This window comes from Streptomyces sp. NBC_00582 (genome assembly GCF_036345155.1).
Classification (GTDB): Bacteria; Actinomycetota; Actinomycetes; order Streptomycetales; family Streptomycetaceae; genus Streptomyces.
In genome coordinates this window covers 670,835-696,322 of the sequence record NZ_CP107772.1, presented here as the reverse complement: position 1 = coordinate 696,322, position 25,488 = coordinate 670,835, and the positions used below count along the sequence as shown (strand labels likewise).

Here is a 25,488-nt window from a genome sequence, read left to right as displayed (position 1 = left end):
ACTGGCGCTGGTGGGGGTATGGGTCCAGGCCGTGCTGAACCTGGCGGCGGGCTCCCTGTTGCCGGCCGTGGCGAACGACGCGGCGGACGTGTCATCGTCATCGAGGCGCTGAGCCTCCTCAGCGGCGCGCTGGGCCTGCTTCAGGGCGGCGGAGTCTCGGTTCTGCCGGGCATCGCCTTCGCCCTCGCCGTGCTGCGGGGCTTCAGCTCCACGGAAGCAAGGAACTGGTTCGACCGGTGAGGTCCCACGCCCTGCGCCCCTCTCGCGCGGGGCCGAGCGTGCTCCGACCACTTCACCACATCAACAGACCCTGTCATAAGGACAGTTCGGCAGAGCCGTCCGACCTCGTCTTGGGGGAATCACATGCGTATACACACCGCGGCCACCGTCCTTTCCGGCGCCGTCGTACTCTCGGCGCTCGTCCTTCCGGGTGCCGCCGAGGCGGCGGAGCACCCGGCTGCGGCGAAGGATCTCGCAGCCACCGCCTCGCAGCGCGTCCAGCCGCGGGACGCGCTGGGCGGCACCACCTTCAAGGACGGGGTCGTCAACAACGGCAAGGACATCGTTCTCGGCGTCACGGGCAAGAAGGCCGTCCCGGTCACCTTCACCGCCTTCGACGAGGAAGGCGTGGCCATCACCCAGGCCTTCCTGTGGCAGGGCACCGACAGTTCGAGCACGGACACCATCACCGGCGGCCTGGAGTCGGACGCCTACCCCACCTGCACGGAGACCCCGGTCCAGGACGGCTACAGCTACCGCTGCAAGACGGTCTTCACCATCGACCCCGCGGTCGACTTCAAGGACGGCAACGGCACCGCGGGCACCTGGAAACTCTTCCTCGGCGCCTACGACCTCTACGCGAACGCCAGTTACGACGACGACGTCGCCAGGACCAGGATCAAGCGTGCCGCCAAGGTGACCGCCAACGCCTCCCCGGAGCCGGTGAAGAAGGGCAAGACCATCAAGGTCACCGGCAAGCTGAGCCGCGCCGACTGGACCAAGGGCAAGTACGCGGGATACGCGGCCCAGCCGGTGCAGTTGCAGTTCCGCAAGAAGGGCAGCAGCACCTACACCACCCTCAAGACGGTGAAGACCAGCAGCACCGGCGCCCTGAGCACCACCACCAAGGCCGGCTCCGACGGCTACTACCGCTTCGTCTACGCCGGCACCGGCACGACCGGCGCCGCGACGGCATCCGCCGACTTCGTCGACGTGAAGTAGGCAGCTTCCCGTCGAGACCGCGGTGGCCGGTGCGCTGAGGCTCACCGGTCGCCGCCGACGGCACCCGGACGGAGCTCAGTCCCGCTCCGCGCGGCCCTCCCCGAAACGGCTCCCCGCGCGGCGGCGGGCCATCAGCGCGGCCAGGGCGGTACGCGAGGAGACCCCGGTCTTGCGGAAGGCGCGGGAGACATGCGTCTCGACGGTACGCCGGCTGACGTAGAGCCGGTCCGCGATGGCCTGGCTGGTGAGCCCCTGAGCCACCAGTTCGGCTATCTCCAGCTCCCGGGCGGTCAGAGCGGCCAGCCGCTCGGTGAGCTCGACGCGGTCCTGAGAACCGTACGCGGCCTCGGAGCCGCCACCGGGCGGACGGGTGGCGTCGGCGAGGCCGACCAGCAGTGCGCTGCCGCCCGCCTCGGCGAGCCGGCGCCCCCTGATCCAGGCGTACGTGCCGTCCCGGCCGCGGCCCGCCGCCGCTTCCAGTGGGGCGCCGAGCAGCAGGGAATACGCCTCCCAGAAGACCGCGTCGCAGCGGGCGCTCTCGGCCGCTGCCTCGGCGAACAGGTCCGCCGCCGCTGCCGTGTCCCCCTGCGCCAGCGGCAGATGGGCGCTGCTGCGCAGCGCGGACGCCCGCTGCATCGGCAACCCCAGTTGCTCCGCCTCCTTACGTGCCCGCTCGGCCCAGCCCCGGGCCTCCTCGGACCTGTCCGTCACCAGTGCGGACGTGACCAGGATCTCCAGGTAGAGCGGCCGCATCGAGGGCTGGATCCGCTGCAGTTCGGGACCACCCGCCTGGAGCATCGCGTCCCGGGCGCGAACCGGGTCGCCGGCCATGAGCGCCGCCCAGGCGTAGATGCACCAGGCCGTGGACGCCCACCAGCCGACCCCTGTGCCGGCCGCCGCCACCGCCTCCTCGGCGACGGCGAGAGGGCGCGGATCGTCCGGGGGGCAGGCGGCGACGAGCGCGGCGGCCTTACTGGCCAGCACGAACGCGAGCAACTGGTCGCTGCCGATCCCGCGGGCGATGTCCTCGGCCTGCTCGGCGAGTTCCAGAGCCGAGGAGACCCGGCAGGTCTGGACCCGGACATGGGACAGACACAGCAGCAGATGCGGCACCACATACAGCTGGCCGCTGCGGCGGGCGATGTCGAGCCCGCGCTCCGCGTGCCGCTCCGCGTCCGGGTAGTGCTCCAGGAAGGCCTCCGCCCAGCCGAGCCGGGCCAGGGGTTCGCACAGCGCGGTGAGGTCGTTGTCGGGCAGGGAGTCGACCAGGGCTGCGGCCTGCCGGGCGAGTCGGTGCGCCGCGGTCATGTTGCCCTCGTACGCCTCCCCCAGGGCGGCGACGGCGAGGACGCCCGCCTCTCCGACCTCGTCCCCCGTGGACCGGGCCGCCGCGAGCGCCGCCTCGACCTCATGACGCACCCGGGCGTACGAGGCGTCGCTGTCCTGGGGCGCGGCCGAGCCGAGCTCCAGGCCGAGCCGGACGACGTCGGCCGGTGCGGGGCCACGGGCCAGCTCCCGGCGCAACAGCGCGACGGCCTCGGTGCAGCGACCCAGATGACGCTCCACCAGCGCGCACAGCACGACCGCGCGCACTCTCAGGCCCTGGTCCTCGCCGGTGACCGGGCCACCGGGTGACCGCCGCGGCGTGGCGATCAGCTCCTGGAGCAGGTCGCGGCTCTCGCGCAGACCACCGCACGCGGCCAGGGCGCGAGCCCGCCTCAGCATCAACTTCCGCCGCCGGGGGTCGTGTTCGGGCGTGTGCGGAAGATGACGCAGTACCACGTCGAGCCAATGGGCGCAGCTCGCCGGGGCCGTTCGGGCGGTTCGTGCGGCGGCCTCCTCGAGCACGGCCACCGCTGCCGGGTCCCAGGCGGTCAGCGACCGTTCCACATGGTGGGCCCGCTCGGCGGCGGAGGCACCCGCGCGGGCCAGTTCCCGCGCGGCCAGCCGGTGGATCTCGACGCGCCGCAGGAAGGGCGTGCTTTCGTGGACGAGGGTCCGCACGACCGGATGACGCAGGGTCAGCACGCCCTGCGGGGCCGAGCGCAGCAGGTCGCGGCGGGTGAGAGCGTCGACGTCGGCGGTGAACGCGGCGCCGGAGCAGCCGGTCACCCGGCTCACCATCGCCGGGGTGGCGTGCTCGCCCAGTACCGCCACGGCCTCGACGATACGGCGCCGGGAGGGGGCGAGCACGGTCAGTTCGTCCAGCAGCAGGGTGCCGAGCCCGGGCGGCGCGGAGGACTCGGGCGTCGCCCTCTCACGGTGGGCTTGAAGGAGGGTCAGGAAGTAGAAGGGGTTGCCCTCGCTCGCGGCGTACAGCGCGGCGGTCTCGGCGGGCGGCAGGCCGGGCCCGGCCAGTTCGGCGCAGTCGCGTGCGCTCAGCGGTCTCAGGCCGACTCTGACCACCGTGCCGGTGTCGAGTCCTCGGGTGAGCCGGGCGGCGAGGGACTCGGGACTCTGGCGGTCACGCCGGGTCACGGCCAGGACGACGGGGGCGTGCAGGGGATGGCGTACCAGATGGTCCAGCAGCTCCAGTGACGCCGGGTCCGCCCAGTGCAGGTCGTCGAGGGCCAGCAGCAGCCCGGACGGGGCGGCGAGCCGGGCGAGCAGGACGGCCGTGGACCGGTGCAGTCCGAAACGGTCGACGGCGCCGCTGCGCTGAAGCAGCGGCGCCACCGCCTCGACCTCCGGGAAGCCGTCCAGGACGTGCGGGTCCAGGTGGGCGAGCGCGTCGGTGAACACCTGGAACGGCACCTGCCGCTCGTACTCCGTGGCTCTGCCGCGCAGTACCGTCATTCCGCGCCGACGCGCCCCTGCGCAGACCTCGCCGAGCAGCCGGCTCTTGCCGATGCCGGCCTCACCGGTGATGTCGACGAGCCGGGAACGGCCGCCGTCACGGAACTCCCGCCCCCTCGCCCCGCCGCGCGCGTCGGCTGCCGCACGATCGAGCAGCGCGTCGCACCGGGCCAGTTCGACGGAGCGCCCCAGCAATGGTGCCCCGCCCCCGCCGTCCCCAACGACCGCGTCCGCTCCCACGGTTGCCCCCTTGTCTTTACAATCCCCTTGAGCATCATTCTCTCCCGATGATCGCCGCAACCGCCGCGTCGACGAACCGGAACGAACGGATCCCGAAGGGCGAGCGCCAGCCGAGCGAAGGCTCCGCCGATACCGGCGGGGCTTTCCGCTGACCTACGATGCCGCGGTGAAGTTCGTGATGGTGCCGGGCGGTTGGCAAGGCGGGTGGGTGTTCGACGCGGTGGCTGCCGAGCTCCACCGAGACGGTCACCACGTCGAGGCGGTGACCTTGTCGGGGCTGGAGTCGGACGGTCCGGTCGATGTGGAGCGTCCGCCGAACCTCGACACCCATGTCGACCAGGTGGCCGACGTCATTGCACGGGGCGACGGAACGCCCGTCGCACTGTGCGGGCACAGCTACGGCGGGATGGTGATCGCCGGTGTCGCGGATCGGCTCGGCGACCGCCTCGATCAGCTCGTCTTCATCGACGCCTACGTCCCGGACGACGGGGATTCGTGTTGGTCTTTGACCAGCGACAGCTTCCGGGAGCTGTTCATGGCCGGCGCCCGCGCCGACGGTCGATGGGTAGCGGTCCCCGAAGGACTCGACCCTCGCGCGCGACCGCACCCGCTGGCGAGCTTCGTCCAGTCGATCAGGCTGGGAGGCGACCGCGGTCACGCGCTCGGGCGAACGTACATCAGTGGTGGCGCGTGGCCGGGCAGCCCGTTCGTGAGCCTGACCGAACAGTTGCGCGAGGACCCGGGCTGGCGGGTTCACGAGATTCCCGTCGGCCACAACATCGCCCGCCGTGACCCGCACAACCTCGCGGCCGTCCTCCGCGCATTGCCGCCCTCGTCGAGGTGAACGGCGACCACCCAGCCCGGAAGCGAGAGGTGCGCGCGGGGCGACCGTCCTGGGCCGCCCCGGCGTATTCAGTGCTGGGCCGGCCCGGGTGGGCCCGGCCCGGGTCACCAGGTCACGGGCAGTTTCGAGAGGCCGTGGACGGCGCGGCCCTCGAAGCCGTGGGTTTCCGCGGGCGGGCCGGTCAGGTGGAGGGTGGGCAGGCGGGCGAAGAGCATCGGCAGGGCGGTCTGGAGTTCGGCGCGGGCGAGTGACTGGCCGAGGCAGTGGTGCGGGCCGTGGCCGAAGGCCAGGTGCTGGCCGGCGTCCCGGGTGAGGTCGAGGGTGTCGGGGTCGCCGAACACCGCGGGGTCGCGGTTGGCCGCTTGGAGGGCGACCACCACACCCTCGCCGGCGCGGATGGTCACCCCGCCGATCTCGACGTCCTCGACGGCGATGCGGCGCAGCCCGATGTGGACGACGGTGAGGTAGCGCAGGAGTTCCTCGATCGCGCCCGGGACGAGGTCGTCGTCGGAGCGCAGCGCGGTCAGCTGGTCGGGATGGCGCAGCAGGGCGACGACGCCGAGCGAGAGCATGCTCGCGGTCGTCTCGTGCCCGGCGATGAGGAGCTGGACCAGCATGCCGGCGGCCTCCGCCGCAGTGGCCTCGCCGGTGGTGACCCGCTCGACGGCGAGCTTGCTGATCAGATCGTCGCCGGGTTCCCGCGACTTGGCTTCCAGCAGCTCCTGGAGGTAGCCGAAGAGGGCTGCCCAGCCGCCCCGCATCGCCTCCGGTCCGGCCGAGACGGTGGCGAAGGCGGCGGCGTGCCGGTGGATGAACTCCCGGTCGCTGTACGGCACTCCGAGCAGTTCGCAGATGACGAGGAGCGGCAGCGGGAGGGTGAAGTGTTCCACCAGGTCGGCCGGCCGCTCCTGCTTGACCAGGCCGTCGAGGAGTTCGCCGGTGATCCGCCTGATGGCCGGCCGCAGTTGCTCGATGCGGCGGAAGGTGAACTCGGGGATCAGCATGCGGCGCAGCCGGGTGTGGTCCGGCGGGTCCATGGCGAAGAGCTGGCCAGGGGTGGGCGGTGGGGGCGTCGGCTGGAGACCGGGGAAGCCGGGGCGGGCGTTTCGCGCGCTGAAGCGCGGATCGCCGAGGACGGCACGGGCGTCCTCGTGCCGGGTGACGAGCCAGGGGTGGGTGTCGCCCCACAGGGAGATCCTGGCCAGCGGCCGCTCGGTGATCCAGCGCCCGTACTCGGCGGCGGGGTCGAGGAGGGGGCGGTGGCGGGGGAGGGGAGGTGGGGTGGTGTCCGTCGTGTGCATGGTGGGGGGTCTTCCGGTGGTCGGGGGATCGGAGGGCGATCGGGAGGCGATCGGGGGAGGCGTGATCGGAGAGTGATCCGACTGCGGACGCGGGGGGCGCGATCGGCAGTCAGCCGGTGATGCCGGCCAGGCCGAGGAGCAGGTCCTTGACCTCGGTCGCGGCGATCCTGTCGCGCGCGGGGCCGGGCCTTGAGCACAGCAGGACGGGGCTGTCCTGCGGGTCCTCGGGGAGCCGGCCGTGGCTGCCGCGGACGCCCGAGGGGTCCAGCGGGACGGTCCGGATGCGGTAGCGCAGGCCGGCCTTCTTGCGCGCGACCTGGCCGAGGGCGCGTGCCTTGACGCCGGGGACGGCGGGGTCGTAGAGGAGTTCGGCGGGGTCGTAGCCGGGTTTGCGGTGGATCTCGACCTGGCGGGCGAAGTCCGGGGCGCGCTCGTCGTCCAGCCAGTAGTAGTACGTGAACCAGGCGTCGGACTCCGCCACCGCGACCAGTTCGCCCGAGCGTTCGTGCGCGAGCCCGTGCCGGGCCTTGCCCTGCTCGTCGAGCACCTCGTCCACCCCGTCGAGTCCTGCGACGATCTCGGTGGTCTTGGCGAGGTCGGCGGGGTCGCGGACGTAGACATGGGCGATCTGGTGGTCGGCGACCGCGAAGGCGCGGGACGTCATCGGGTCGAGGTACTCCATGCCGTCCTGGGTGTGGACCTCCAGCAGTCCGGCCCGGCGCAGTGCGCGGTTGATGTCGACCGGGCGGGACGCGGGCGCGATGCCGTACTCGCTGAGGATCACGACGGTGGCGTCCTCGCGGCGGAAGTGTTCCAGGAGGGGGCGCAGCGCGTCGTCGAGGCGGCGGGCCTCGCGCGCCGACTGCGGCGAGCCGGGGCCGGTGCGCTGGGGCTCGTAGTCCAGGTGCGGTACGTAGACCAGCGTCAGGTCGGGGCGGTGCTCGTCGAAGATCTGGCGGGCGGCGGCGAGGATCCACTGGGTGGAGGGCAGGCCCGCGTTGGGCCCCCAGTAGGTGAAGAGGGGGAACGTGCCCAGTCTGCTGGTGAGTTCGTCGTGCAGCGCGGGCGGCCGGGTGTAGCAGTCGGGTTCCTTGCGGCCGTCGGAGTAGTACACGGGGCGGGGGGTGACGGTGAAGTCCACGTCGGCGCCCATGGCGTACCACCAGCAGACGTTGGCGACCGTGTAGTCGGGCCGGGAGCGGCGGGCGGCGTCCCAGAGCTTCTCGCCGCCGACCAGGGCGTTGTGCTGGCGCCACAGCAGGACCTCGCCGAGGTCGCGGAAGTACCAGCCGTTGCCGACGACACCGTGCTCGGAGGGCGGAGCGCCGGTGAGGAGGGTGGACTGCACGGAGCAGGTCACGGCGGGCAGAACGGTGTCCAGCCGGGCCTGGAAACCCTGTTCGGCGACGGCGGAGACGGCCGGCATGTGGCGCAGCAGGCGGGGTGTGAGGCCGACGATGTCGAGGACGACGAGTCGTGTCATGTGACGGGCTCCTTTCGGGGGCGGGCGGGGCCGGCTGCCGCGACGAGGCCGAGTTCCTCGAACCGGTCGCGGGACCAGGCCAGTTCGGCGGCGATCCCGGCGACCAGGCCCTCACGGTTACGCGGCCGCAGCTGTTCGGGCAGGACGGACCAGGTGTAGGTCTCCACCTCGACGTGGTCACAGACCGCTTGCGGACCGCCGAGCAATTCCCGCAGGGCGGTGGTCAGTTCGGCAGCCGTGGTGCTCAGGGGAGGTTCGGGTGCGGCGTGCAGCGGCGCGTGGAAGTGCACCCGCCAGGGGGCGCCGGGGTCGAGGCCGCCGGCCAGGGCGTCCGGGAGGTCGTCCACTCCGCTGACGCTGTCGCTGCCGCGCGGGACGGTGCGCGTCTGGTGCAGGAAGCGGGGTTCGGCGAACCGGGCGAGGGCCCCGCGTGCTTCGGGATCGGCGGGGTCGTCGGCCTGGAGGGCGCTGGAGGCCTGCACCTTGACGACCGGGAGGCCGGCGTCGGCGAGGCGGCGCAGTGCCCGCGCCGGGTTCTCGAACTGCACGGCGAGATGGCAGGTGTCCAGACAGACACCGAGCCGTTCGGGGTCCAGCCCGCCGAGCTCACGGGCTGCCTGGATGGTGTTCTCCACCACGCAGCCCGGCTCCGGTTCGAAGCCGACCCGGATCGCACGACCCGTCTCACGCTCCAACTCAGCCATTTGTAGGGCAAGTTGGTCCAGTGCTCGACGTGCGGTGTCGCGCGCCTCCGTCGGCCAGGGGGTGCGCCAGGCCAGCGGGAGGGTGGAGACACTGCCGCGCCGCGCGTCGTCGGGGAGCAGCCCGGCGAGGACCCGGGCGCAGTCGACGGTGTAGTGCAGCCGGGCGGGGTCGGTCCAGTCGGGACGGTAGACGTCCTTCTTGACCACCTCGCGGTGGAAGCCCTCGTAGGGGAAGGCGTTGAGGGTGACGGTCTCCAGGCCGCGGGCGGTCAGCTCGGTGCGCAGCCGGCGTACGGCCCCGGGCCGGGCGGACAGCTCGGTGACCACGTCCCGGGCCAGCCACAGCCCGATGCCGAGCAGATCGGCGCCGAGTGCCTCCCGGACCGGCTCGGCGTGGGAGGCGAGCTGGCGTACCACCCCGTCCAGGTCCTCCGCCTGGTGGACGTTGCTGCAGTAGGCGAGGTGGACGGTGGTGCCGTCGCCGTGTCGGAAGCGCAACTCGGGCTCACTCCCCGCCGCGTTTGACGGAGTTGCCCTCGAACAGGGCGCTGTCGTCGGCCTTGACGTCCTCGAGGTCGAGCCGGCCGCTCTGCCCGTAGAACGCCACCGGGTTGCGCCACATCACCTGGTCGACGGTGTCCTCGTCGAAACCGGCGGCCAGCATCGCGTCGGCGGTCTTCCGGGTCTTCAGGGGGTCGCTGCGGCCCCAGTCGGCGGCGGAGTTGACCAACATCCGCGCCGTACCGTGCTCTTGGAGGATCCGCACCATGCGGTCCTCGCTCATCTTGGTGTCCGGGTAGATGGAGAAGCCCATCCAGCAGCCGCTGTCGGCCACCATGGCGACGGTGAGTTCGTTGAGGTGGTCGACGAGGACGTGCTCGGGCGGGATCCCGGACTCGCGGACCACGTCGAGCGTGCGGCGGGTACCGGCGGCCTTGTCGCGATGCGGGGTGTGCACCAGCACCGGCAGTCCGTGCTCGACGGCGAGGGCCAGCTGACGGGCCAGCGCCTCGTCCTCCTCGGGCGTCATGGAGTCGTAGCCGATCTCCCCGACGGCCACCACCCCGTCCTTGGCGAGATAGCGCGGCAGCACGTCCAGCACCCCGGCGCAGCGCGGGTCGTTGGCCTCCTTCGGATTGAGGGCGATCGTGCAGTGGTGCCGGATGCCGAACTGCGCGGCGCGGTACGGCTCCCAGCCGAGCAGCGCGTCGAAGTAGTCGGTGAAGCTGTCCACGGAGGTGCGCGGCTGGCCGAGCCAGAACGACGGCTCGACCACCGCCCGGACCCCGGCCGCGTACAGGGCCTCGTAGTCGTCGGTGGTGCGGGAGGTCATGTGGATGTGGGGGTCGAAGATACGCATCAGACGGCTCCTGCGGGTGCGGTGGCGGAGAAGGCGGCCAGGGCCCGTACGGCCGCGTCACGGCGGTCGGGATGGGAGGACTCGGTCTCGGCGGGCAGCCCGGAGGCCTCCAGCGTGCCGGGGTGGGCGCGGACGACCGGCCAGACGTCGGCCGGGACGTCACGGCCCGCGGCGACCCGCTCATGGGCGAAGTCGACCAGCATGCGGGCGAGTTCACGGTCGGCGCGCTCCGCCATTCCGGCGACCCGGGCGAGCGGGATGCCGCAGAAGACGCTCTTCAGCACGGCCTGCCGGTAGCTTCCGTCGTCCAGATGGCGGGCGGCGTACGGTCCGAGGGCCGCCTCGATCAGGTCGGTGTCGTTGCTCCGCAGGGCCGCCCGCACCAGGGGCAGCCCTCGATCGGCGAAGGTCGCGTCCGTTTCCTCCAGTAGGTCCAGGGAGCGCAGCACCGCCCGTTGCTCGGCACCGTCGCCGTACCGGTGCAGGGCGGTGATCTCCTCCACGAGCGCCGTGCCGCTGAGCGGCAGCGCGGCGAGCAGCCGGGCGCGGGCGGCGTCCGCCACCGTCCAGCCGGCGATCAGCGGGCCGCGCCCGCAGTGCCGGCCCACAGCAGGGAAGATGCCGCGAACGGCCGCCGGATCCGCGCCCACCCGGGCGACCGCGTCGGCCAGCCAGGCCGCCGCGCCCGCGGTTAGCCGCTGATCGAGGGCGATCGGGATGCGTGGGTCCACGACACATGCCTCCTATGTCGGATATGCATACGGCGACAGCCGTATCGGGAAAGGAAGTGACGAACCATTGGACAGGAGGGAGCCGTCAGCGCGGCTCGGCGGCCCGCAGGAACTCCAGTGAGCGCCGGGCGACTTCGGGGGCGTTCAGCGACGCGCCCTGGATCTCCACCGAGACGGGGCCGTGATAGCCGGAGGCCTTCAGCGCTGCCAGGACGGGTGGGAAGTCGATCTCGCCCGTGCCGAGTTCGAGGTGCCGGTGCACCCCGCGCCGCATGTCCTCGATCTGCACGTTGACCAGGTGCGGTGCCGCCAGCGCCACGCAGTCGAGCAGGGGCGCTTCCTCGACGCAGTGGGCGTGGCCGATGTCGAGCGTGACACCGAACAGATCGGGTTCGCCGAGGCGGTGGCGCAGATCCAGCACCCGCTGCACGGTGTCGACGAACATGTACGGCTCGGGCTCGAACCCGAGTGCCACCCCGTGCTCGCGGGCGACCTCCAGGATCTCCTCGCAGCCCGCGGCCAGCCGCTTCCACGCCTCCTCCTCCGCGACGCCTTCGGGAGCCGGCCCGCTGGCCAGCTGGACGGCCGGGGCGCCCAGGTCGGCCGCGATGCGCACCGCCCGCGCGAGGAGGTCCAGGCGCCGTTCGGCGCCGGGTGCGCACATGAGGGTGGGGACGTGGCCCCGCCAGGGGTCGAGCAGATACGGCGCCCCGGTCTCCACCATGACGGCGAGGCCCAACCGGTCCAGCCTGGCCGCCAGTCGATCGACCCGGCGCGGCAGATCCACGGCGAAGGGGTCGAGATGGCCGTGGTCCAGGGTGAGCCCGACCGAGTCGTAGCCCAGGTCGGCGAGGACGGTCAGGACGTCGTCGAGCCGATGGTGGGCGAAGCCGTTGGTCCCGAAGCCGTAGCGCAGGCGCGCGGGCGGGGAGAGAGGAGCGCTCACGTGGGCGACACCTTCCGGGCCAGCCTACGGGCCGCCGGATGGGCCGCGGCGAGCAGACCGGCCAGGGCCGGGGCGCCGCCGCTCGCGGTGAGCGCCGCCTGGAGGGGCATCAGCGACAGGATGCCGGCGCCTACGGCCTGCCGGACGTTCACCGCGGACGGGTCGTGGGCGGCCCGAGCCTGCGCGCCGCCGTACGTGGTCAGATAGGCGAGTGCCCCGGCGGCGGCACCGATCCGGGCCGCCCGCCCGCCGGGCCTCCCGCGTCCGGTGCGCCGTAGTAAGGGAAGCGCCCCGGCGTGGGGGAGCGCCCCGGCGGCGAGGGCGGTGGCCGCGGTGCCGGCCAGCGTCGAAGCCGGTACGGAACGGGGCGCGCCCGTCACCTCGTGGCGGCTCAGCGCCGTGACCGTGTAGGTGTGCGCGCCGACCAGCATCGCGGCCGGGAGTGCCGAGGCCCTGCGGCCGGGCTCGGCCCCGGCCAGCACGTTCAGCGCACGCGCCCCCGCCATCGCGGCGGGCCCGGCGGCGGTGGACTTCAGACGCAGGTCGTACGCCCAGACCAGCCCGGTCAGCGGCACCGCCACCCCGAGCGCGGCGCGCCCGCCGGCCAGGGCGGCGAGGCCGAGACCGGCGGCGGTCAGCCCGCAGGCGGTGGCCAGTGCGCTGCGGCGGGTGACCCGGCCGGAGGGTATGGGGCGCTCGGGGCGCTCCACCGCGTCCACGGTCGCGTCCGCGTAGTCGTTGAGCGCCATGCCGGCCCAGTAGAGGGCGACGGACGACGCCATCGTGGCGGCGGTACGGGGGCGGACGCGCCCGGTGCTCGCCATCGCGCCGGCGAGCACGTCCCCGGGCACGCTGAGCGCGGCGGGCAGGCGGACGAGGGCCGCCAGATCGGCGAGACGGGGGGAACGTGAGATGTCGTTCTGGCCTTGCATGATCGGACACCCTACGCCCCTTGCTTTAACCTTCAGATACCTTCACATCGCCCTTTGTGTGAAGACTCTGTGTGTACGGCGGATCGAACAACGCCCCTGCCGTGCAGGGGAGTTGGAGCCCGGAAGGCCCCGGCCCAGGGGCGGGTCACCAGGCCATCTCACCGTGACGGTCCCGGAAGGTTCCGGTCGGGCCGTCCGCCCCGATGGTGGCGAGTTCGACGATCGCGTCGGTGCCCTCGGTCACCGTCTGCGGGCCGCTGTGCCCGTTGAAGTCGGTCGCGGTGTAGCCCGGGTCGGCCGCGTTCACTCTCACGTCCGGCCACGACTTCGCGTACTGCGTGGTCAGCATGGTCACCGCGGCCTTCGACGCGGTGTAGAGCGGCGCGAGGTTCCTCGACTCGACGCGCTCGGCGTCGTGGGTGGCCGCGAACGACCCCATGCCGCTGGACACATTGACGATCACCGGGCTCGCTGACTTGCGCAGCAGAGGCAGGAACGCGTGCGTCACCCGGACGATCCCCACGACATTGACCTCGAACACCTCACTGGCGTCAGCGGCCGTGATCCGGTCGGCGGGGCTGTGCGTCCCGAAGACACCGGCGTTGTTGATCAGGACGTCGATGCTGCCCTCGCGCGCCTCGATGTCGGCGGCGGCCGCAGCCACCGACGCGTCGTCCGTCACATCGATCTGGACGAAACGGGCACCGAGCGCGTCGGCGGCAGCCTGGCCGCGCTCCGGATCACGCGCACCGATGAGGACGGTGTGGCCGGCCTCGGTCAATCGGCGGGCGGTCTCGTACCCGAGGGACTTGTTGGCTCCTGTGATGAATGTGGTGGTCATGCGTTCACTCTCGGCCCGTGACGAGGGGACAACCAGTGCCCCCTGCGACGGTAGGACGGCCAGTACCAGGCACGACGGCTGCACGGCGGACACAATGGTCGAGTGGACGAGACCCTGGGCACAGCATTGCGCCGCTGGCGCGACCGGCTTTCTCCCCTCGACGTCGGGCGGACCTCGCGGCCCGGACGCCGTGCGGTGGGGTTGCGACGCGAGGAGCTGGCCGAGCTCGCAGGACTGTCGGTCGACTATGTGGTGCGACTGGAGCAGGGGCGCGCCACGAGCCCCTCGGCGCAGGTCGTCGCGAGCCTGGCCAGGGCCCTGCAGCTGCAACCGGTGGAGCGCGATTACGCCTACCGGCTGGCCGGCCTCCTCCCTCCCCAGGAAGGGACGATCTCCACACATGTTCCAGCAGGGGTCCAACGGATGCTGGCTCGCCTCGGGGACTTCCCCGTGGGCGTGTTCAGCGCCGACTGGACCTTGCTGTCCTGGACCCCCGCATGGGCGGTGCTGCTGGGCGACCCCAGCGCACGGACCCACGTCGAGCGGAACCTGGTGCGCGCTGTCTTCACCGCAGGGCCCTCAGGGCTCGCGGCCTGGCCCGTGCACCAGGCCGGCGACGCCCTGGGCCCCGCCCTCGTCGCCGATCTGCGCACGGCTCTCGTCACCTACCCCCGCGACCGTGGACTGATCGACCTCGTCGAGGAACTGCGCTCCCACAGCGCGGAGTTCACCCGGCTGTGGGACGAGGGTGCGGTCGGTCCGCACGTCTCGGCCCGCAAGACCGTCGTGCACCCCCAGGTCGGCGAGGTGACGTGCGACTGCGACGTGCTCACCGTCCCGGGCTGCGACGTCCGCCTCGTCGTCTACACGGTGGCCGCGGGTTCCGCCGACGCGGAAAAGCTGGAGTTCCTGCGGGTCACGAACGGCGTCCACACCGACGGCTCCTCGCCTCCGGGGCAGCACGGTCTGTTCTCCGCGCCGTGATGATCGACCCGGCCGGATCTCGTCCAGCAAACGAAGGTCAGGTACATCATGCTGAGAAGTTCACGCTTCGAAGCGGTAGCCCATACCGGGCTCGGTGATGAGATGGCGGGGGTGGGAGGGGTCCGATTCCAGCTTGCGCCGCAGCTGGGCCATGTAGACGCGCAGATAGTTGGTCTTGTTGCTCTGGGAGGCGCCCCAGACGTCCTGGAGCAGCTGCTTCTGGGTGATCAGCCGGCCCGGGTTGGTGACCAGGATCTCCAGCAGGTGCCACTCGGTCGGTGTGAGGCGGATGTCGCGGCCCTGGCGTACGGCCTTCTTGGCCAGCAGGTCGATGGTGAAGTCGGCCGTTTCCACCAGCTTGGCCCCGGACGCGAGCGGGGTCTCCTCGGTACGGCGGACCGCGGCCCGCAGCCGGGCCAGCAGTTCGTCCATGCTGAACGGCTTGGTGACGTAGTCGTCGGCGCCCGCGTCGAGCGCGGCTACCTTCTCGTCGGACGCCTGTCGGGCGGACAGCACCAGGATCGGGACGCGGGTCCAGCCGCGCAGCCCCTTGATGACCTCGACGCCGTCCATGTCGGGCAGCCCGAGGTCGAGCATGACGACGTCGGGCTGACGGGCGGCCGCGAGCCGGAGCGCGGTGGCGCCGTCGGGGGCCGCGTCCACCCCGTACCGGCGTGCCTGGAGATTGATGATGAGGGCTCGTACGAGCTGCGGGTCGTCCTCCACCACCAGCACCCTTGTCATGGGCGTGCGCCTTTCGTGTCGTACGTCGGGCCGTACCGGCTGTGACGGCGGGAGCCGGCGGTCCCGGATCGCTTCCGGGCCGCCAACTCCCGTGTCGGTGGGGTAACGCCATCAGCTCTTCGCCAGGAGGTCCTTGAGCGCGACGTTGAGTTCGAGGACGTTCACCCGGGGCTCGCCGATGAAGCCGAGGGTGCGGCCCTCGGTGTGCTCGTCGACCAGCTTCTCCACCTGGGCGACGGGCAGGCCGTTCCTCTCCGCGACCCGGTGGACCTGGAGGTCCGCGTACTGCAGGGAGATGTCCGGGTCCAGTCCGGAGCCGGAGGAGGTGACGGCGTCGGCGGGGACCTCGGACGGCCTGACCTTGTGGTCGGCGGTCGAGTTGTCCTTGATCACGGCGGCCTTGGCGGCGGTCACCCAGTCGATCAGGTCCTTGTTGTCGGCGGCCCGGTTGGTGGCGCCGGAGAGGATCAGCTTGTACCGGGTGTTGACGCTGTTGGTGCCGAGGCCGTTCTGCGGGCGGCCCTGGAACCACTTCAGGTCGGGCTCGGGTGTCTCCTGGCCCTTCTTCAGCGGCAGGTTGTACGCCTGCCCGATGAGGGAGGAGCCGACGACCTCGCCGTTCGCCTTGATCTCGGAGCCGTTCGCCTTGCCGCTGAACAGGCCCTGGGCGACGCTCGTGACGAGGAGCGGGTAGAGGACGCCGGTCACCAGGGTCAGCACCAGGAGGGCCCTGAGGCCCGCCCCGAGCAACCTGACCGTGTTCGACAGGGAGTTGTGCATGGCGATCAACCGATTCCGGGGATGAGGGAGAGGAGCAGGTCGATGAGCTTGATGCCGATGAACGGGGCGATCAGTCCGCCGATGCCGTAGATCGTCAGGTTGCGCCGCAGCATCCTGTCGGCGCTCACCGGCCGGTACCGCACGCCCTTCAGGGACAGCGGCACCAGGGCGATGATGATCAGCGCGTTGAAGACGACGGCGGAGAGGATCGCGGAGTCGGGCGAGGACAGGCCCATGATGTTGAGCTTGTCGAGGCCCGGGTAGACGGCCGCGAACAACGCCGGAATGATCGCGAAGTACTTGGCGACGTCGTTGGCGATCGAGAAGGTCGTCAGGGCGCCCCGGGTGATGAGGAGTTGCTTGCCGATCTCGACGATCTCGATGAGCTTGGTCGGGTTGGAGTCGAGGTCGACCATGTTGCCGGCCTCCTTGGCGGCCGACGTGCCCGTGTTCATCGCCACGCCGACGTCCGCCTGGGCCAGCGCGGGCGCGTCGTTGGTGCCGTCGCCGGTCATCGCGACGAGCTTGCCGCCGGCCTGCTCGCGCTTGATGAGGGCCATCTTGTCCTCGGGGGTGGCCTCGGCGAGGAAGTCGTCGACGCCGGCCTCCTCGGCGATCGCCCTGGCTGTCAGCGGGTTGTCCCCGGTGATCATGATCGTCTTGATGCCCATGCGGCGCAGTTCGTCGAACCGTTCGCGCATGCCGTCCTTGACGACGTCCTTGAGGTGGATGACGCCCAGGACACGAGCGCCGTCGGCGTCCTCGATCGCGACGAGCAGCGGTGTGCCGCCCGCCTCGGAGATACGGTCCGTCAACTCCGTGGCACCCCCGGCGACTTCACCGCCCTGTTCCTTCACCCATGCGACGACCGATCCCGCGGCGCCCTTGCGGATCTTCCGGCCGTCGACGTCCACGCCCGACATCCGGGTCTGGGCGGTGAAGGCGATCCACTCGGCTCCGGCGAGTTCTCCCTGGTGACGCTCGCGCAGGCCGTACTTCTCCTTCGCGAGTACGACGATGGAGCGGCCCTCGGGGGTCTCGTCGGCCAGTGACGACAGCTGGGCGGCGTCGGCCACCTCGGCCTCGGTCGTCCCGCTCACCGGGACGAACTCGGAGGCCTGCCGGTTGCCGAGCGTGATGGTGCCGGTCTTGTCCAGGAGCAGCGTGGACACATCGCCCGCCGCCTCGACCGCGCGGCCGGACATGGCCAGGACGTTGCGCTGGACCAGCCGGTCCATGCCCGCGATGCCGATCGCCGACAGCAGTGCGCCGATCGTCGTCGGGATCAGACAGACCAGCAGGGCCACCAGCACGACCATCGTCAGGTGGGTGCCGGCGTAGTCGGCGAAGGGCGGCAGGGTGGCGCAGGCGAGCAGGAACACGATCGTCAGCGAGGCGAGCAGGATGTTCAGCGCGATCTCGTTGGGCGTCTTCTGCCGGGCCGCGCCCTCGACCAGGTTGATCATCCGGTCGATGAAGGTCTCGCCCGGCTTCGTCGTGATCTTGATGACGATCCGGTCGGAGAGCACCTTCGTCCCGCCGGTGACGGCCGAGCGGTCACCGCCGGACTCACGGATCACCGGCGCCGATTCACCCGTGATCGCCGACTCGTCGACGGAGGCGACGCCTTCGACGACGTCACCGTCGCCGGGGATGACGTCCCCGGCCTCGCAGACGACCAGATCACCGATCCTCAGATCGGTGCCCGGGACCCGCTCCTCGACGTCCCCGGTCAGGCGCCGGGCGACTGTGTCGGTCTTGGCCTTGCGCAGGGTGTCGGCCTGGGCCTTGCCGCGGCCCTCGGCGACCGCCTCCGCCAGGTTGGCGAACACGACCGTCAGCCACAGCCAGGCGCTGATGGTCCAGCCGAACCAGTCACCGGGGTCCTTGAAGGAGAACACCGTGGTCAGCACGGACCCGATCCACACCACGAACATCACGGGCGACGTGACCATCACCCGCGGGTCGAGCTTGCGGAAGGCGTCCGGCAGGGACTTCACAAGCTGCTGGGGATCGAAGAGTCCCGCGCCCACACGGCCTTCGGCGGGCTTGTGCCCGGAGGGTACGTCGCTGTGCGGCGCCCGGGCCGGGGTGGCTGTGGACATCGAGGTCCCTTGCTTCGTCGTGTCGGTGGTCATGTCGCCAGCCCCTCGGCCAGCGGGCCCAGTGCGAGGGCCGGAAAGTACGTCAGACCGGTGATGATCAGGATCGCGCCGACCAGCAGGCCGGTGAACAGCGGTTTCTCGGTGCGCAGGGTGCCCGCGGTCACCGGTACCGGCCGCTGCTCGGCGAGCGAGCCGGCAAGCGCCAGCACGAAGATCATGGGCAGGAACCGGCCCAGGATCATCGCCAGCCCGATCGTGGTGTTGAACCACTGCGTGTCCGCGTTCAGACCGGCGAAGGCCGAACCGTTGTTGTTGGCGCCGGACGTGTAGGCGTACAGGATCTCGGAGAAGCCGTGCGCGCCGGAGTTGGTCATCGAGTGCGCCGGGGTGGGCAGCGCCATCGCCATGGCGGTGAAGACGAGCACCAGGGCCGGGGTGATGAGGAGGTAGCAGGCGGCGAGCTTGATCTCGCGGGTGCCGATCTTCTTGCCCAGGTACTCGGGGGTGCGGCCGACCATCAGACCAGCGATGAACACCGCGATGACCGCCATGATCAGCATGCCGTACAGGCCGGAGCCGGTGCCGCCGGGCGCGATCTCGCCCAGCATCATGCCGAGCAGGGTGATACCGCCGCCGAGGCCGGTGAAGGAGGAGTGGAAGGAGTCCACGGCGCCGGTCGAGGTCAGCGTCGTCGACACCGCGAAGATCGACGACGAACCGACGCCGAAGCGGACCTCCTTGCCCTCCATCGCCCCACCGGCGATCTGGAGCGCCGGGCCGTGGTGGGCGAACTCGGTCCACATCATCAGGGCGACGAAGCCGACCCAGATCGTCGCCATCGTCGCGAGGATCGCGTACCCCTGCTTGACCGAGCCGACCATGACACCGAAGGTGCGCGTCAGCGCGAACGGGATCACCAGCAGCAGGAAGATCTCGAAGAGGTTGGTGAACGGGGTGGGGTTCTCGAAGGGATGCGCGGAGTTGGCGTTGAAGTAGCCGCCGCCGTTGGTGCCGAGCTCCTTGATGGCCTCCTGCGAGGCCACCGCGCCGCCGTTCCACTGCTGCTGCCCACCCATGAACTGCCCGACCTCGTGGATGCCGGAGAAGTTCTGGATCGCGCCACACGCCACCAGCACGATCGCCGCGAGGAAGGCACCCGGCAGCAGGACGCGGGTGACACCACGCACCATGTCGGACCAGAAGTTGCCCAGTTCACCGGTGCGCGAGCGGGCGAACCCGCGCACCAGCGCGACCGCCACCGCGATACCCACGGCCGCCGAGACGAAGTTCTGCACGGCCAGCCCGGCCGTCTGCACGAGGTGCCCCATGGCCTGCTCGCCGTAGTACGACTGCCAGTTGGTGTTCGTCACAAACGACGCGGCCGTGTTGAACGCCTGGTCCGGGTCGATGGCCTCGAAGCCCAGCGAACCGGGCAGGACGCCCTGGAGCCGCTGCAGCAGATAGAGGAAGACGACGCTGACAGCCGAGAAGGCGAGCACGCCCCGCAGATACGCCGGCCAGCGCATCTCGGTGTCCGGGTCGGCGCCGATGCCCTTGTAGATCCACTTCTCGACCCGCCAGTGCCGGTCGGAGGAGTAGACCCTGGCCATGTAGGTGCCGAGCGGGACGTAGGCGAGCGCCAGCGCCGCCATGAGGGCCAGCAACTGGAGCACGCCGGCGAGGACGGGACCCATCTCAGAACCTCTCCGGGAAGATCAGGGCGAGGACGAGATAGCCGAGCAGGGCGACGGCCACGACCAGGCCGACGATGTTCTCGGCGGTCACAGCTTGGTCACCCCCTTGGCGACGAGGGCCACCAGCGCGAACACCGCGAGCGTGGTGAGGACGAAGGCCAGATCGGCCATCGCGAACTCCCTGGAGTGAGGTTCGAAAGAAGAAGAGCGGACGGTTAGAGGAAACCGCCTGTATGGCCGGATCCGAACGGCCTTGACGGCTCTCATACGGCGACGACCGCACCCTTGACGGGACTCTTACGGCACCTGTTCCGCTGGTGGGCGAGCCGCCCGTGACAGCGCGGGACGTCACTCACAGCAGCCGGAAACGGAGCCGGCAGACGACCGCGTCGGTCTCGCGCCGTCCGGCATGGGCGACGGCCGTCGGCTCCGAGGCCATGACCTCACGGACGTAGGCGGCGATCGGACGGCCCAGGGTGCGGCGCCGCCCGGAGGCCGGCAGGACCAGGGGCACACCGGGGCCCCACGCGGCCCACGCGCCCTTCGGGGCGTGTATCTGCGCGCCGCAGCCCGCTCGCCGGGGAAGGTGATGTTGTCCAGCTCGCGCCGGAACTCGCCGGTGATGCGCAGGTCGTGGTCGTCGGACTCGTACGCCTGCCAGGTGGTGGCGAGAGCGGCGTCGTACGTCGACAGAGTCGCGCCCTTCAGGCCGTACAGCTGCTGGGACTTGGCGAGGAACCAGCGCGCGTACCGGTCGCGGCGGCCGGGGTCGAGGAGGTAGCGGCTCTCGTCGGCGTTCGCGTCGGACGCGATCGCGCGGGCACGGGACAGGGCCACGACGGAGTCGAGGGCGTCCCGGCGGGCGCCGCGCAGGTGCTCCGCGGAGGCGGACAGCATCTGGGCGCCGAGCAGCACCGCGAGCAGGGTGCAGACGGTGGCGGCGAGGACGCCCGGGTTGAGGATCCGCCGGAAGCGGCAGGCCAGGTACCACTGAAGGCCGCCGAGGACGGCGAGCAGCAGGATCCCGAGCGCGACGGTCGCGGCCAGCTCGGTGGGCGGGGTGGAGCGGGTGGCGGTGTACTCGGCGCTGAAGGCACCGTCGTTGGAGGACACCAGGGAGCGCGACGCCGGCAGGAGCTTGCGCTGGAGGAGGTCCGTCGCCCTGCGGTAGTCGACCAGCGCCGACCTGAGACGCAGCCGTGCGGGCAGGGTGGCCCCGAGGCGGCGGCGCAGAGCTCCATCCCAACGTCCTGGCCGCCCTCCTCCTCCACGCCCGCGACGCCACCGGCTGCCTCCCGAACATCTACTTCGAGTGGACCGAGGGCGGCCCGTTCGCCAACTTCCTGCGGGTCTTCCTCTTCGGCCAGGGCGAGGTCGCCCCGGTCACCCGCGAGGTCCTGCGCGAGGCCGAACCGGACCGCACCCGCCGCCCCCGCGTCCACACGGGCTGAGGACGTCAGAATCCCGTCAAGACTCGCCTGCACGGCGTCAGGGACCCGTAAGCGGAAGCCCCCGGTCCTCGCTCGGCGGCCTAGCGTCGGCGCCATGCGACGGAACGGACCACCGGACCCCGCCGGCGACCGCCACTGGAGTGACAGCGTCCGGTTCGCGGTGGGCTGCGCCCTGGTCTTCTGCGCGATGGCGATGCTGGTCGACTGGGACGCCGGAAGCCTGACACCCGCGCGCGCCCTGCTCTGGGCCGCCCTGTCGAACGCGATGTGCGCCGTCCTGCTGCCACCCCGGGTGTCAGCGGGCCCCGGCTGGCTCGCGGTACGCACCCCGTGGCGGAGGCGCATGGTACGCACGGACGCCCTGGTGACCGTACGGCAGTACGACGGCGCCTCCGCCCACCTGGTCCTGCGGGACATCCGGGGCAACCGCCTGGAACTAGACCCCCGCGTCCTCACCGCGAACCCGCTGATCTGGCACGAACTCGACACGGGCGTACGGCGCTCCGTCGAGCGGGGTACCTTGCGCCAAGGAGCGGAGGTACTGGAGCGACTCGGCCGCCGTATCGACGACGAGACCGCGGAGGCGGTCCTCAGACTGTCCGGCCTCTCCTGACCAAGACAGACCGGCAGCGGCAACAGAACCTCGACGCGGCCTGCAACAGGGGCAACACCACCGCCGCCGAGCAGCTCATGGACCCCACGGGCGAGTGACGTCCGCCTCCACGCAACGCACGCCGGGCCAGGAGTAGGCGAGCGAGGACGAGCACCTCGGCGTGACCGAGCCGGACATCACACCGAACCGGCGTCGCCGATCGGGGGACGACGACAGCGGCAGGAGCCCCGAGGGGCACACCGCGCCCGGCTGGTTGCTGACCGTCCGGGAGACCCCCACCACCTACCTGCCCCGGTACGCGGATGCGAGAAGCCCCGGCTGGACGGGGGAGACCAGCCGGGGCCGCTGTGGTGGCGCGGAGGGCGGTCGCCTCGCGGCGAAAGGCTCCGTGGGGCTTCAGCCGAACGATCGTCCCCACGGGCAAGGGGAGAGGCCCGGGGACACTGTCCCCTCCGCAGCCACGTACAGAAGAACGGTCAACCACCGGGAGTTGTTCCACGATGCCCCGCCCGTTCTCGGTGACGTGGCGCACATCGGCGTTGCAGGCCGCCGGTGCCGCGCCGTTGAGCCGACGGAGGCTTCCATGGATCCTTGCGGGGTGAACGAGACCGGGGCATTCATGCTGAGGGAACTCCAGGCGTTGGACCCCGCGGTGCGCGCTGACGTCCTGCGGATACTGGACTGCGTCGTGCGGGACCTGCCCGCCCACTGGCGGCGCCGCACGGGGGTGCCTCAGCTCGTGGTGCACCTCGACGGCCCGGAGAACGCGCGGATGGAGAGGATCACCTTTCGGGAGATGTCCCAGTACGGGTATCTCGACGAGTTCAGCCGCTGGTCTGTTGCCGTCCCCGCGGCCAGGGCCAAGGAACACGGCTGTGCCGCCCTGGTGTACGGGGACCGTATCCACGCCAGGATCAACCGTATCGGCCCCTGGGGGTCGGCCTGGCACCTGCCGGACACCCGCGTCGACGTCCGGACCGTGCACCGGGATCTGCGCGGAAGCGTGAGCTTTTCGCTCTCTTTCGACATCGCAGGCCGCCTCGTCCCGCGGCTGGTGTTCCGCAAGTGGGTGTTCGACACCATCGCCCGCGCCCGGCGGAGTTGACCTGTGTCCGGCGCATGAGAGACCTGAGCGTGTGCCCCCGCAGCGGCGGGGTCAACCTTGCTCTGCCGCCCAGGTGCGCAGTGCGGCTTCGGCTTCTTCGCGGGACTGGGGGCCGCGGTCGATGTGGAGTTGCTGAAGATGGCGGATGGCCGCTCCTATCGTGCGACCTTGAGGTAGGCCGAGGAGGGCAATGATGTCCTTGCCGTTGAGGGGCACCGGGATGTCGGGCAGCCGTTCGTAGAGGGCTCGCTCGGCTGCGGCATGCTCCTCGGCCTCGCGCTCAGCCCGCTCTCTCGCATGCCACTCGTCGTAGTCGGCCGCGTCGTGCGCCTTCAGGGCGGCCCGGCCCCAGTCCTCCTCGTCCCGTCCTTGGCCGAGGCCCACCTCCGCGAACAGATCGTGGTGATCCGGCGCGCCGGGGCCGGCCGACGCCACACCGAGCCGGGCGAGCGCCGCGTTGATCGGCCAGTCCTCCCGCGGACCGCTGAATTCCGAGGTGTGCACTGGCCCCCATTCCCGTACACCAGCCCGCCACAAGGCGGCGGTCTGATCCCCTTCGCCGCCCCAGAAGTCCGCTTGCACATGGGCCACCGGTCCATCTTGCGAGAAGTCGCAGAGCATTCTCGGCAGGTCGACACGGTGTGCGGTGGACAGTGGCAGCAGCCCCATCCGTTGCCTGAGCGGGGCGACCACCGCCCCCGGCACTCCTACGGCCCGGCTTCGCAAGCGGTCAAAGTCACCTACGACGGCATCGAGTCGATACGACATCCGCGCACGATAACCGTGTTCCCGCGGCGTCGGCCACCCGCGACAGTCGGCTGTCCTCGGTGAGGCTGCCGCGTCCTCATACCGAACTCAGGGCGGACCGGCCGTCCGACAAGAAGAGGAAGAGGATTGTGCAGCCTGGCGACATACCGTCGGTACGCCCGCGCCTCGGCCGAGGTGCCCTCGACGAGGGCATGGCGATCGGGGAACATCGCACTTCCCGCGCTCAGCAGGGCGTTCGTCCCGAACTGGTTGCCTTGCAGGCGGCCGGTTGTCAGCCGGCCCCGGTTCCAGGGGATCGGCATGTTCCGGCCGGCTGTCACCGGGCCGCGGTTGATCTGGAACCAGACCTCACGATGGTTGCCGAACAGGGGCTGGTGCAACCTCACCTTCACCGTCTCGGGCCGCTCCGACGTCGTCCTCGACGTCCAGTTCTACGCCGACGGCGACGGCGGCCAGTGCGTCAACACCCTCCCGGCGGGCCAGTACCGCTCGGTGTTCGACGGCACCCCGGTGACGATCGGCATCGACGCCGACGGCCGCTCCGGCGGCTGCCAGTTCCTGCTCCGGCTGCGCCGCGTCTAGCCCGCCGGCCGGTTGAGCACCGCGTAGTGGGTGAAGGTGCGGCGGTGGCGGGCGTGCCCGGACTCCCGGGTCTGCCCGCGCTGCCGGTCCCGCGTCTCCGCTCCCTCCGGGGGCCCTGGTAATCCGGCAGCGTTTCGCTGTTTGGCCTGGTCTGAGGCGTCGTCGGTGGTGACAGTGCCTGGCCGAGGCCTGACACCTTCGCCGCCATCGCGACGATCTCAGCGCATCGACGCGAATAGTGGGTGGGGCCGATGTGCGGGCCCAGCCGCCAGGAGCCGCCAGACTTCTGCCACAGTGAGCGGGACCATGGTGGAACCGGTGCGAGCCAGTCGACGTCGGTGCGCACCGGCGCGTAGGCGAGGTAGCAGGCGCACCTGGTCGGCTCCGCTGGTACTGCGCCGGGTCAGCGCCCAGCGGTGATGGGTGGGCCGGTCACCGTCGAAGTCCTCGATCGCCGGGAGCTGGACGGCCGCCCTGTCATGGACGCGCACGCCTTCGGCGCCGTCGCCGCACGAGCGTTGGTCCCCTGCCTCATCCGGTGCCTGGATGAAGAGGTGGCCGATACGGCCGAAGCGGGGGACCGGAGCTTGTCGGCGACGTATGCCTGCAGGTCGTCGCGGACGTCGTCGGCGGTCAGGCGCTCCGCGCGGTAGCCGTTGCAGGCCGTCGGGGGTGTGCTGGCCTGCGTGTTCGGCCAGTTGCCGGCCGCTTTTGCAGCGGACCGGGCCGAGCAGCGCGCGTACGTGGTCCCGCATGCGGCATCGCAGGTCGGCGCGGCCGAAACGGTGGCCGATGCGCAGGAAGAGGTCCTCGAGTTTCACGGTCCCAGGTCGCGTCGGCAGGACCGTCGATCACGCCGGAAGGCTGCCCTCATCGTTGGTACGGCTCATACCAAACCCCGGTGGCGAGGGCGATGCCGTCGGCGCCTTCGCCGGGCTGGTTCGACGTCCCGCCCAGTGCCCGTGATGCGGATCGGTGATGGCCTGTACGCCGCCTGCCCTCGCGGCTGTTGTCCCCGCGTCGTACGCGATCGTTTGGCTGAGCGCTACGATATCGAACCGGTTCGAAAGCGCGTCACCATGAAACTGGTCACCCACACCTCCGGCACGGGTCTCTCCGAGCGTGTCCGTTGGCCCGCTCTGAGGGCACCAGGGCGCTTCCGTCTGGTGAAATCGGGCACCTGACTCATCTAGGTAAGCGCATGAACACCCGCAGGCCAGGCATTACGCATCCGTGTACCGGCGTTCGAGGGCCGTTACGTCA

Annotated in this window: 24 protein-coding genes and 1 pseudogene; 8 read left to right on the top strand and 17 right to left on the bottom strand. The window is 71.2% G+C overall.

The features are described 5' to 3' along the window. The first annotated feature begins 18 nt into the window (after positions 1 to 18). Positions 19 to 240 (top strand): hypothetical protein, encoded by a 222-nt coding sequence (locus OG852_RS03215; protein ID WP_330346992.1) that lies wholly within the window; start codon positions 19 to 21, stop codon positions 238 to 240. A 123-nt stretch (positions 241 to 363) separates the two neighbouring features. After that, positions 364 to 1,221 (top strand): hypothetical protein, encoded by an 858-nt coding sequence (locus OG852_RS03210; RefSeq protein WP_330346991.1) that lies wholly within the window; start codon positions 364 to 366, stop codon positions 1,219 to 1,221. 75 nt (positions 1,222 to 1,296) lie between these two features. Here the strand turns inward: OG852_RS03210 and OG852_RS03205 are convergent, their stop codons facing one another. Beyond that, a complete protein-coding gene (locus OG852_RS03205) occupies positions 1,297 to 4,212 on the bottom strand; it encodes a helix-turn-helix transcriptional regulator (protein ID WP_330351385.1) in 2,916 nt (971 codons plus the stop codon). Between the two features lie 211 nt (positions 4,213 to 4,423). Here OG852_RS03205 and OG852_RS03200 point away from each other — a divergent pair, with 211 nt between their 5' ends. Continuing rightward, positions 4,424 to 5,101, top strand: coding sequence for an alpha/beta fold hydrolase (locus OG852_RS03200; RefSeq protein ID WP_330346990.1), 678 nt, complete (start codon positions 4,424 to 4,426; stop codon positions 5,099 to 5,101). Between the two features lie 104 nt (positions 5,102 to 5,205). On the opposite strand, the gene OG852_RS03195 is transcribed toward OG852_RS03200, so the two are convergent. The 8 genes from OG852_RS03195 to OG852_RS03160 form a co-directional block, all read right to left on the bottom strand. Then, complete coding sequence (locus OG852_RS03195) at positions 5,206 to 6,402, bottom strand: cytochrome P450 (RefSeq protein WP_133916935.1); 1,197 nt, start codon at positions 6,400 to 6,402, stop codon at positions 5,206 to 5,208. 109 nt (positions 6,403 to 6,511) lie between these two features. Then, a complete protein-coding gene (locus OG852_RS03190) occupies positions 6,512 to 7,885 on the bottom strand; it encodes an alkaline phosphatase family protein (RefSeq protein WP_133916934.1) in 1,374 nt (457 codons plus the stop codon). After that, the gene (gene eboE / locus OG852_RS03185) at positions 7,882 to 9,087 is read right to left on the bottom strand and encodes a metabolite traffic protein EboE (RefSeq protein ID WP_133916933.1); all 1,206 of its coding nucleotides are present in this window, start codon (positions 9,085 to 9,087) and stop codon (positions 7,882 to 7,884) included. The genes OG852_RS03190 and eboE overlap by 4 nt, the downstream gene beginning before the upstream one ends. Before the next feature lie 7 nt (positions 9,088 to 9,094). Further along, a complete protein-coding gene (locus tag OG852_RS03180; protein WP_166663740.1) occupies positions 9,095 to 9,949 on the bottom strand; it encodes a TatD family hydrolase in 855 nt (284 codons plus the stop codon). Beyond that, the gene (locus OG852_RS03175) at positions 9,949 to 10,680 is read right to left on the bottom strand and encodes an EboA domain-containing protein (RefSeq protein ID WP_133916931.1); all 732 of its coding nucleotides are present in this window, start codon (positions 10,678 to 10,680) and stop codon (positions 9,949 to 9,951) included. The genes OG852_RS03180 and OG852_RS03175 overlap by 1 nt, the downstream gene beginning before the upstream one ends. An 85-nt stretch (positions 10,681 to 10,765) precedes the next feature. Beyond that, positions 10,766 to 11,626, bottom strand: coding sequence for a sugar phosphate isomerase/epimerase family protein (locus OG852_RS03170; RefSeq protein ID WP_133916930.1), 861 nt, complete (start codon positions 11,624 to 11,626; stop codon positions 10,766 to 10,768). Then, on the bottom strand, positions 11,623 to 12,558 hold the full coding sequence (locus tag OG852_RS03165; RefSeq protein ID WP_133916929.1) for an SCO3242 family prenyltransferase: 936 nt from the start codon (positions 12,556 to 12,558) through the stop codon (positions 11,623 to 11,625). The genes OG852_RS03170 and OG852_RS03165 overlap by 4 nt, the downstream gene beginning before the upstream one ends. Positions 12,559 to 12,703: 145 nt before the next feature. Then, positions 12,704 to 13,399 carry an SDR family NAD(P)-dependent oxidoreductase gene (locus OG852_RS03160; RefSeq protein WP_133916928.1) on the bottom strand — a complete coding sequence of 232 codons (696 nt, stop codon included), beginning with the start codon at positions 13,397 to 13,399 and terminating at the stop codon, positions 12,704 to 12,706. A 102-nt stretch (positions 13,400 to 13,501) separates the two neighbouring features. Between OG852_RS03160 and OG852_RS03155 the strand changes: the two genes are divergently transcribed. Beyond that, positions 13,502 to 14,383 (top strand): helix-turn-helix transcriptional regulator, encoded by an 882-nt coding sequence (locus OG852_RS03155; RefSeq protein ID WP_133916927.1) that lies wholly within the window; start codon positions 13,502 to 13,504, stop codon positions 14,381 to 14,383. Between the two features lie 60 nt (positions 14,384 to 14,443). Here OG852_RS03155 and OG852_RS03150 read toward each other — a convergent pair whose 3' ends face one another. The 7 genes from OG852_RS03150 to OG852_RS03120 form a co-directional block, all read right to left on the bottom strand. Then, the gene (locus OG852_RS03150; protein ID WP_330346989.1) at positions 14,444 to 15,127 is read right to left on the bottom strand and encodes a response regulator; all 684 of its coding nucleotides are present in this window, start codon (positions 15,125 to 15,127) and stop codon (positions 14,444 to 14,446) included. Between the two features lie 111 nt (positions 15,128 to 15,238). Then, positions 15,239 to 15,907, bottom strand: a complete 669-nt coding sequence (locus OG852_RS03145) for a potassium-transporting ATPase subunit C (protein ID WP_133916925.1) — start codon at positions 15,905 to 15,907, stop codon at positions 15,239 to 15,241. A gap of 5 nt (positions 15,908 to 15,912) precedes the next feature. Then, a complete protein-coding gene (gene kdpB / locus OG852_RS03140) occupies positions 15,913 to 18,012 on the bottom strand; it encodes a potassium-transporting ATPase subunit KdpB (protein ID WP_133916958.1) in 2,100 nt (699 codons plus the stop codon). 29 nt (positions 18,013 to 18,041) lie between these two features. Next, positions 18,042 to 19,706 (bottom strand): potassium-transporting ATPase subunit KdpA, encoded by a 1,665-nt coding sequence (kdpA, locus tag OG852_RS03135; protein WP_133916924.1) that lies wholly within the window; start codon positions 19,704 to 19,706, stop codon positions 18,042 to 18,044. A 1-nt stretch (position 19,707) separates the two neighbouring features. Then, positions 19,708 to 19,797: a K(+)-transporting ATPase subunit F gene (kdpF, locus tag OG852_RS03130; RefSeq protein ID WP_016434100.1), complete on the bottom strand. Its 90-nt coding sequence runs from the start codon at positions 19,795 to 19,797 to the stop codon at positions 19,708 to 19,710. Next, a complete protein-coding gene (locus tag OG852_RS03125; protein WP_133916923.1) occupies positions 19,794 to 19,973 on the bottom strand; it encodes a hypothetical protein in 180 nt (59 codons plus the stop codon). Before OG852_RS03125 ends, kdpF begins: the two co-directional genes overlap by 4 nt. Before the next feature lie 81 nt (positions 19,974 to 20,054). Next, complete coding sequence (locus OG852_RS03120; protein WP_166663739.1) at positions 20,055 to 20,819, bottom strand: hypothetical protein; 765 nt, start codon at positions 20,817 to 20,819, stop codon at positions 20,055 to 20,057. Positions 20,820 to 20,947: 128 nt separating this feature from the next. Between OG852_RS03120 and OG852_RS03115 the strand changes: the two are divergent. The 3 genes and pseudogenes from OG852_RS03115 to OG852_RS03105 form a co-directional block, all read left to right on the top strand. Then, positions 20,948 to 21,157 (top strand): annotated as a pseudogene (locus OG852_RS03115) (amino acid transporter); the annotation flags it as partial. Between the two features lie 94 nt (positions 21,158 to 21,251). After that, entirely contained in the window at positions 21,252 to 21,770 is a 519-nt protein-coding gene (locus OG852_RS03110; RefSeq protein ID WP_133916922.1) for a hypothetical protein, read from the top strand. Positions 21,771 to 22,368: 598 nt separating this feature from the next. Then, positions 22,369 to 22,875: a hypothetical protein gene (locus tag OG852_RS03105; RefSeq protein WP_133916921.1), complete on the top strand. Its 507-nt coding sequence runs from the start codon at positions 22,369 to 22,371 to the stop codon at positions 22,873 to 22,875. 51 nt (positions 22,876 to 22,926) lie between these two features. On the opposite strand, the gene OG852_RS03100 is transcribed toward OG852_RS03105, so the two are convergent. Continuing rightward, on the bottom strand, positions 22,927 to 23,568 hold the full coding sequence (locus OG852_RS03100; protein WP_330346988.1) for a hypothetical protein: 642 nt from the start codon (positions 23,566 to 23,568) through the stop codon (positions 22,927 to 22,929). Between the two features lie 375 nt (positions 23,569 to 23,943). Here OG852_RS03100 and OG852_RS03095 point away from each other — a divergent pair, with 375 nt between their 5' ends. Further along, positions 23,944 to 24,225: a hypothetical protein gene (locus tag OG852_RS03095; protein WP_330346987.1), complete on the top strand. Its 282-nt coding sequence runs from the start codon at positions 23,944 to 23,946 to the stop codon at positions 24,223 to 24,225. Positions 24,226 to 25,488 lie beyond the last annotated feature (1,263 nt).

What these genes read in the sequence shown, in the direction of transcription:
- OG852_RS03215 (WP_330346992.1), top strand. Translation starts at nt 19, where the DNA reads ATGGGTCCAGGCCGTGCTGAACCTGGCGGCGGGCTCCCTGTTGCCGGC.
- OG852_RS03210 (WP_330346991.1), top strand. Translation starts at nt 364, where the DNA reads ATGCGTATACACACCGCGGCCACCGTCCTTTCCGGCGCCGTCGTACTC.
- OG852_RS03195 (WP_133916935.1), bottom strand. Translation starts at nt 6,402, where the DNA reads ATGCACACGACGGACACCACCCCACCTCCCCTCCCCCGCCACCGCCCC.
- OG852_RS03190 (WP_133916934.1), bottom strand. Translation starts at nt 7,885, where the DNA reads ATGACACGACTCGTCGTCCTCGACATCGTCGGCCTCACACCCCGCCTG.
- OG852_RS03180 (WP_166663740.1), bottom strand. Translation starts at nt 9,949, where the DNA reads ATGCGTATCTTCGACCCCCACATCCACATGACCTCCCGCACCACCGAC.
- OG852_RS03165 (WP_133916929.1), bottom strand. Translation starts at nt 12,558, where the DNA reads ATGCAAGGCCAGAACGACATCTCACGTTCCCCCCGTCTCGCCGATCTG.
- OG852_RS03160 (WP_133916928.1), bottom strand. Translation starts at nt 13,399, where the DNA reads ATGACCACCACATTCATCACAGGAGCCAACAAGTCCCTCGGGTACGAG.
- OG852_RS03150 (WP_330346989.1), bottom strand. Translation starts at nt 15,127, where the DNA reads ATGACAAGGGTGCTGGTGGTGGAGGACGACCCGCAGCTCGTACGAGCC.
- OG852_RS03145 (WP_133916925.1), bottom strand. Translation starts at nt 15,907, where the DNA reads ATGCACAACTCCCTGTCGAACACGGTCAGGTTGCTCGGGGCGGGCCTC.
- kdpB (WP_133916958.1), bottom strand. Translation starts at nt 18,012, where the DNA reads ATGTCCACAGCCACCCCGGCCCGGGCGCCGCACAGCGACGTACCCTCC.
- kdpA (WP_133916924.1), bottom strand. Translation starts at nt 19,706, where the DNA reads ATGGGTCCCGTCCTCGCCGGCGTGCTCCAGTTGCTGGCCCTCATGGCG.
- OG852_RS03125 (WP_133916923.1), bottom strand. Translation starts at nt 19,973, where the DNA reads ATGAGAGCCGTCAAGGCCGTTCGGATCCGGCCATACAGGCGGTTTCCT.
- OG852_RS03110 (WP_133916922.1), top strand. Translation starts at nt 21,252, where the DNA reads ATGCGACGGAACGGACCACCGGACCCCGCCGGCGACCGCCACTGGAGT.
- OG852_RS03095 (WP_330346987.1), top strand. Translation starts at nt 23,944, where the DNA reads ATGTTCCGGCCGGCTGTCACCGGGCCGCGGTTGATCTGGAACCAGACC.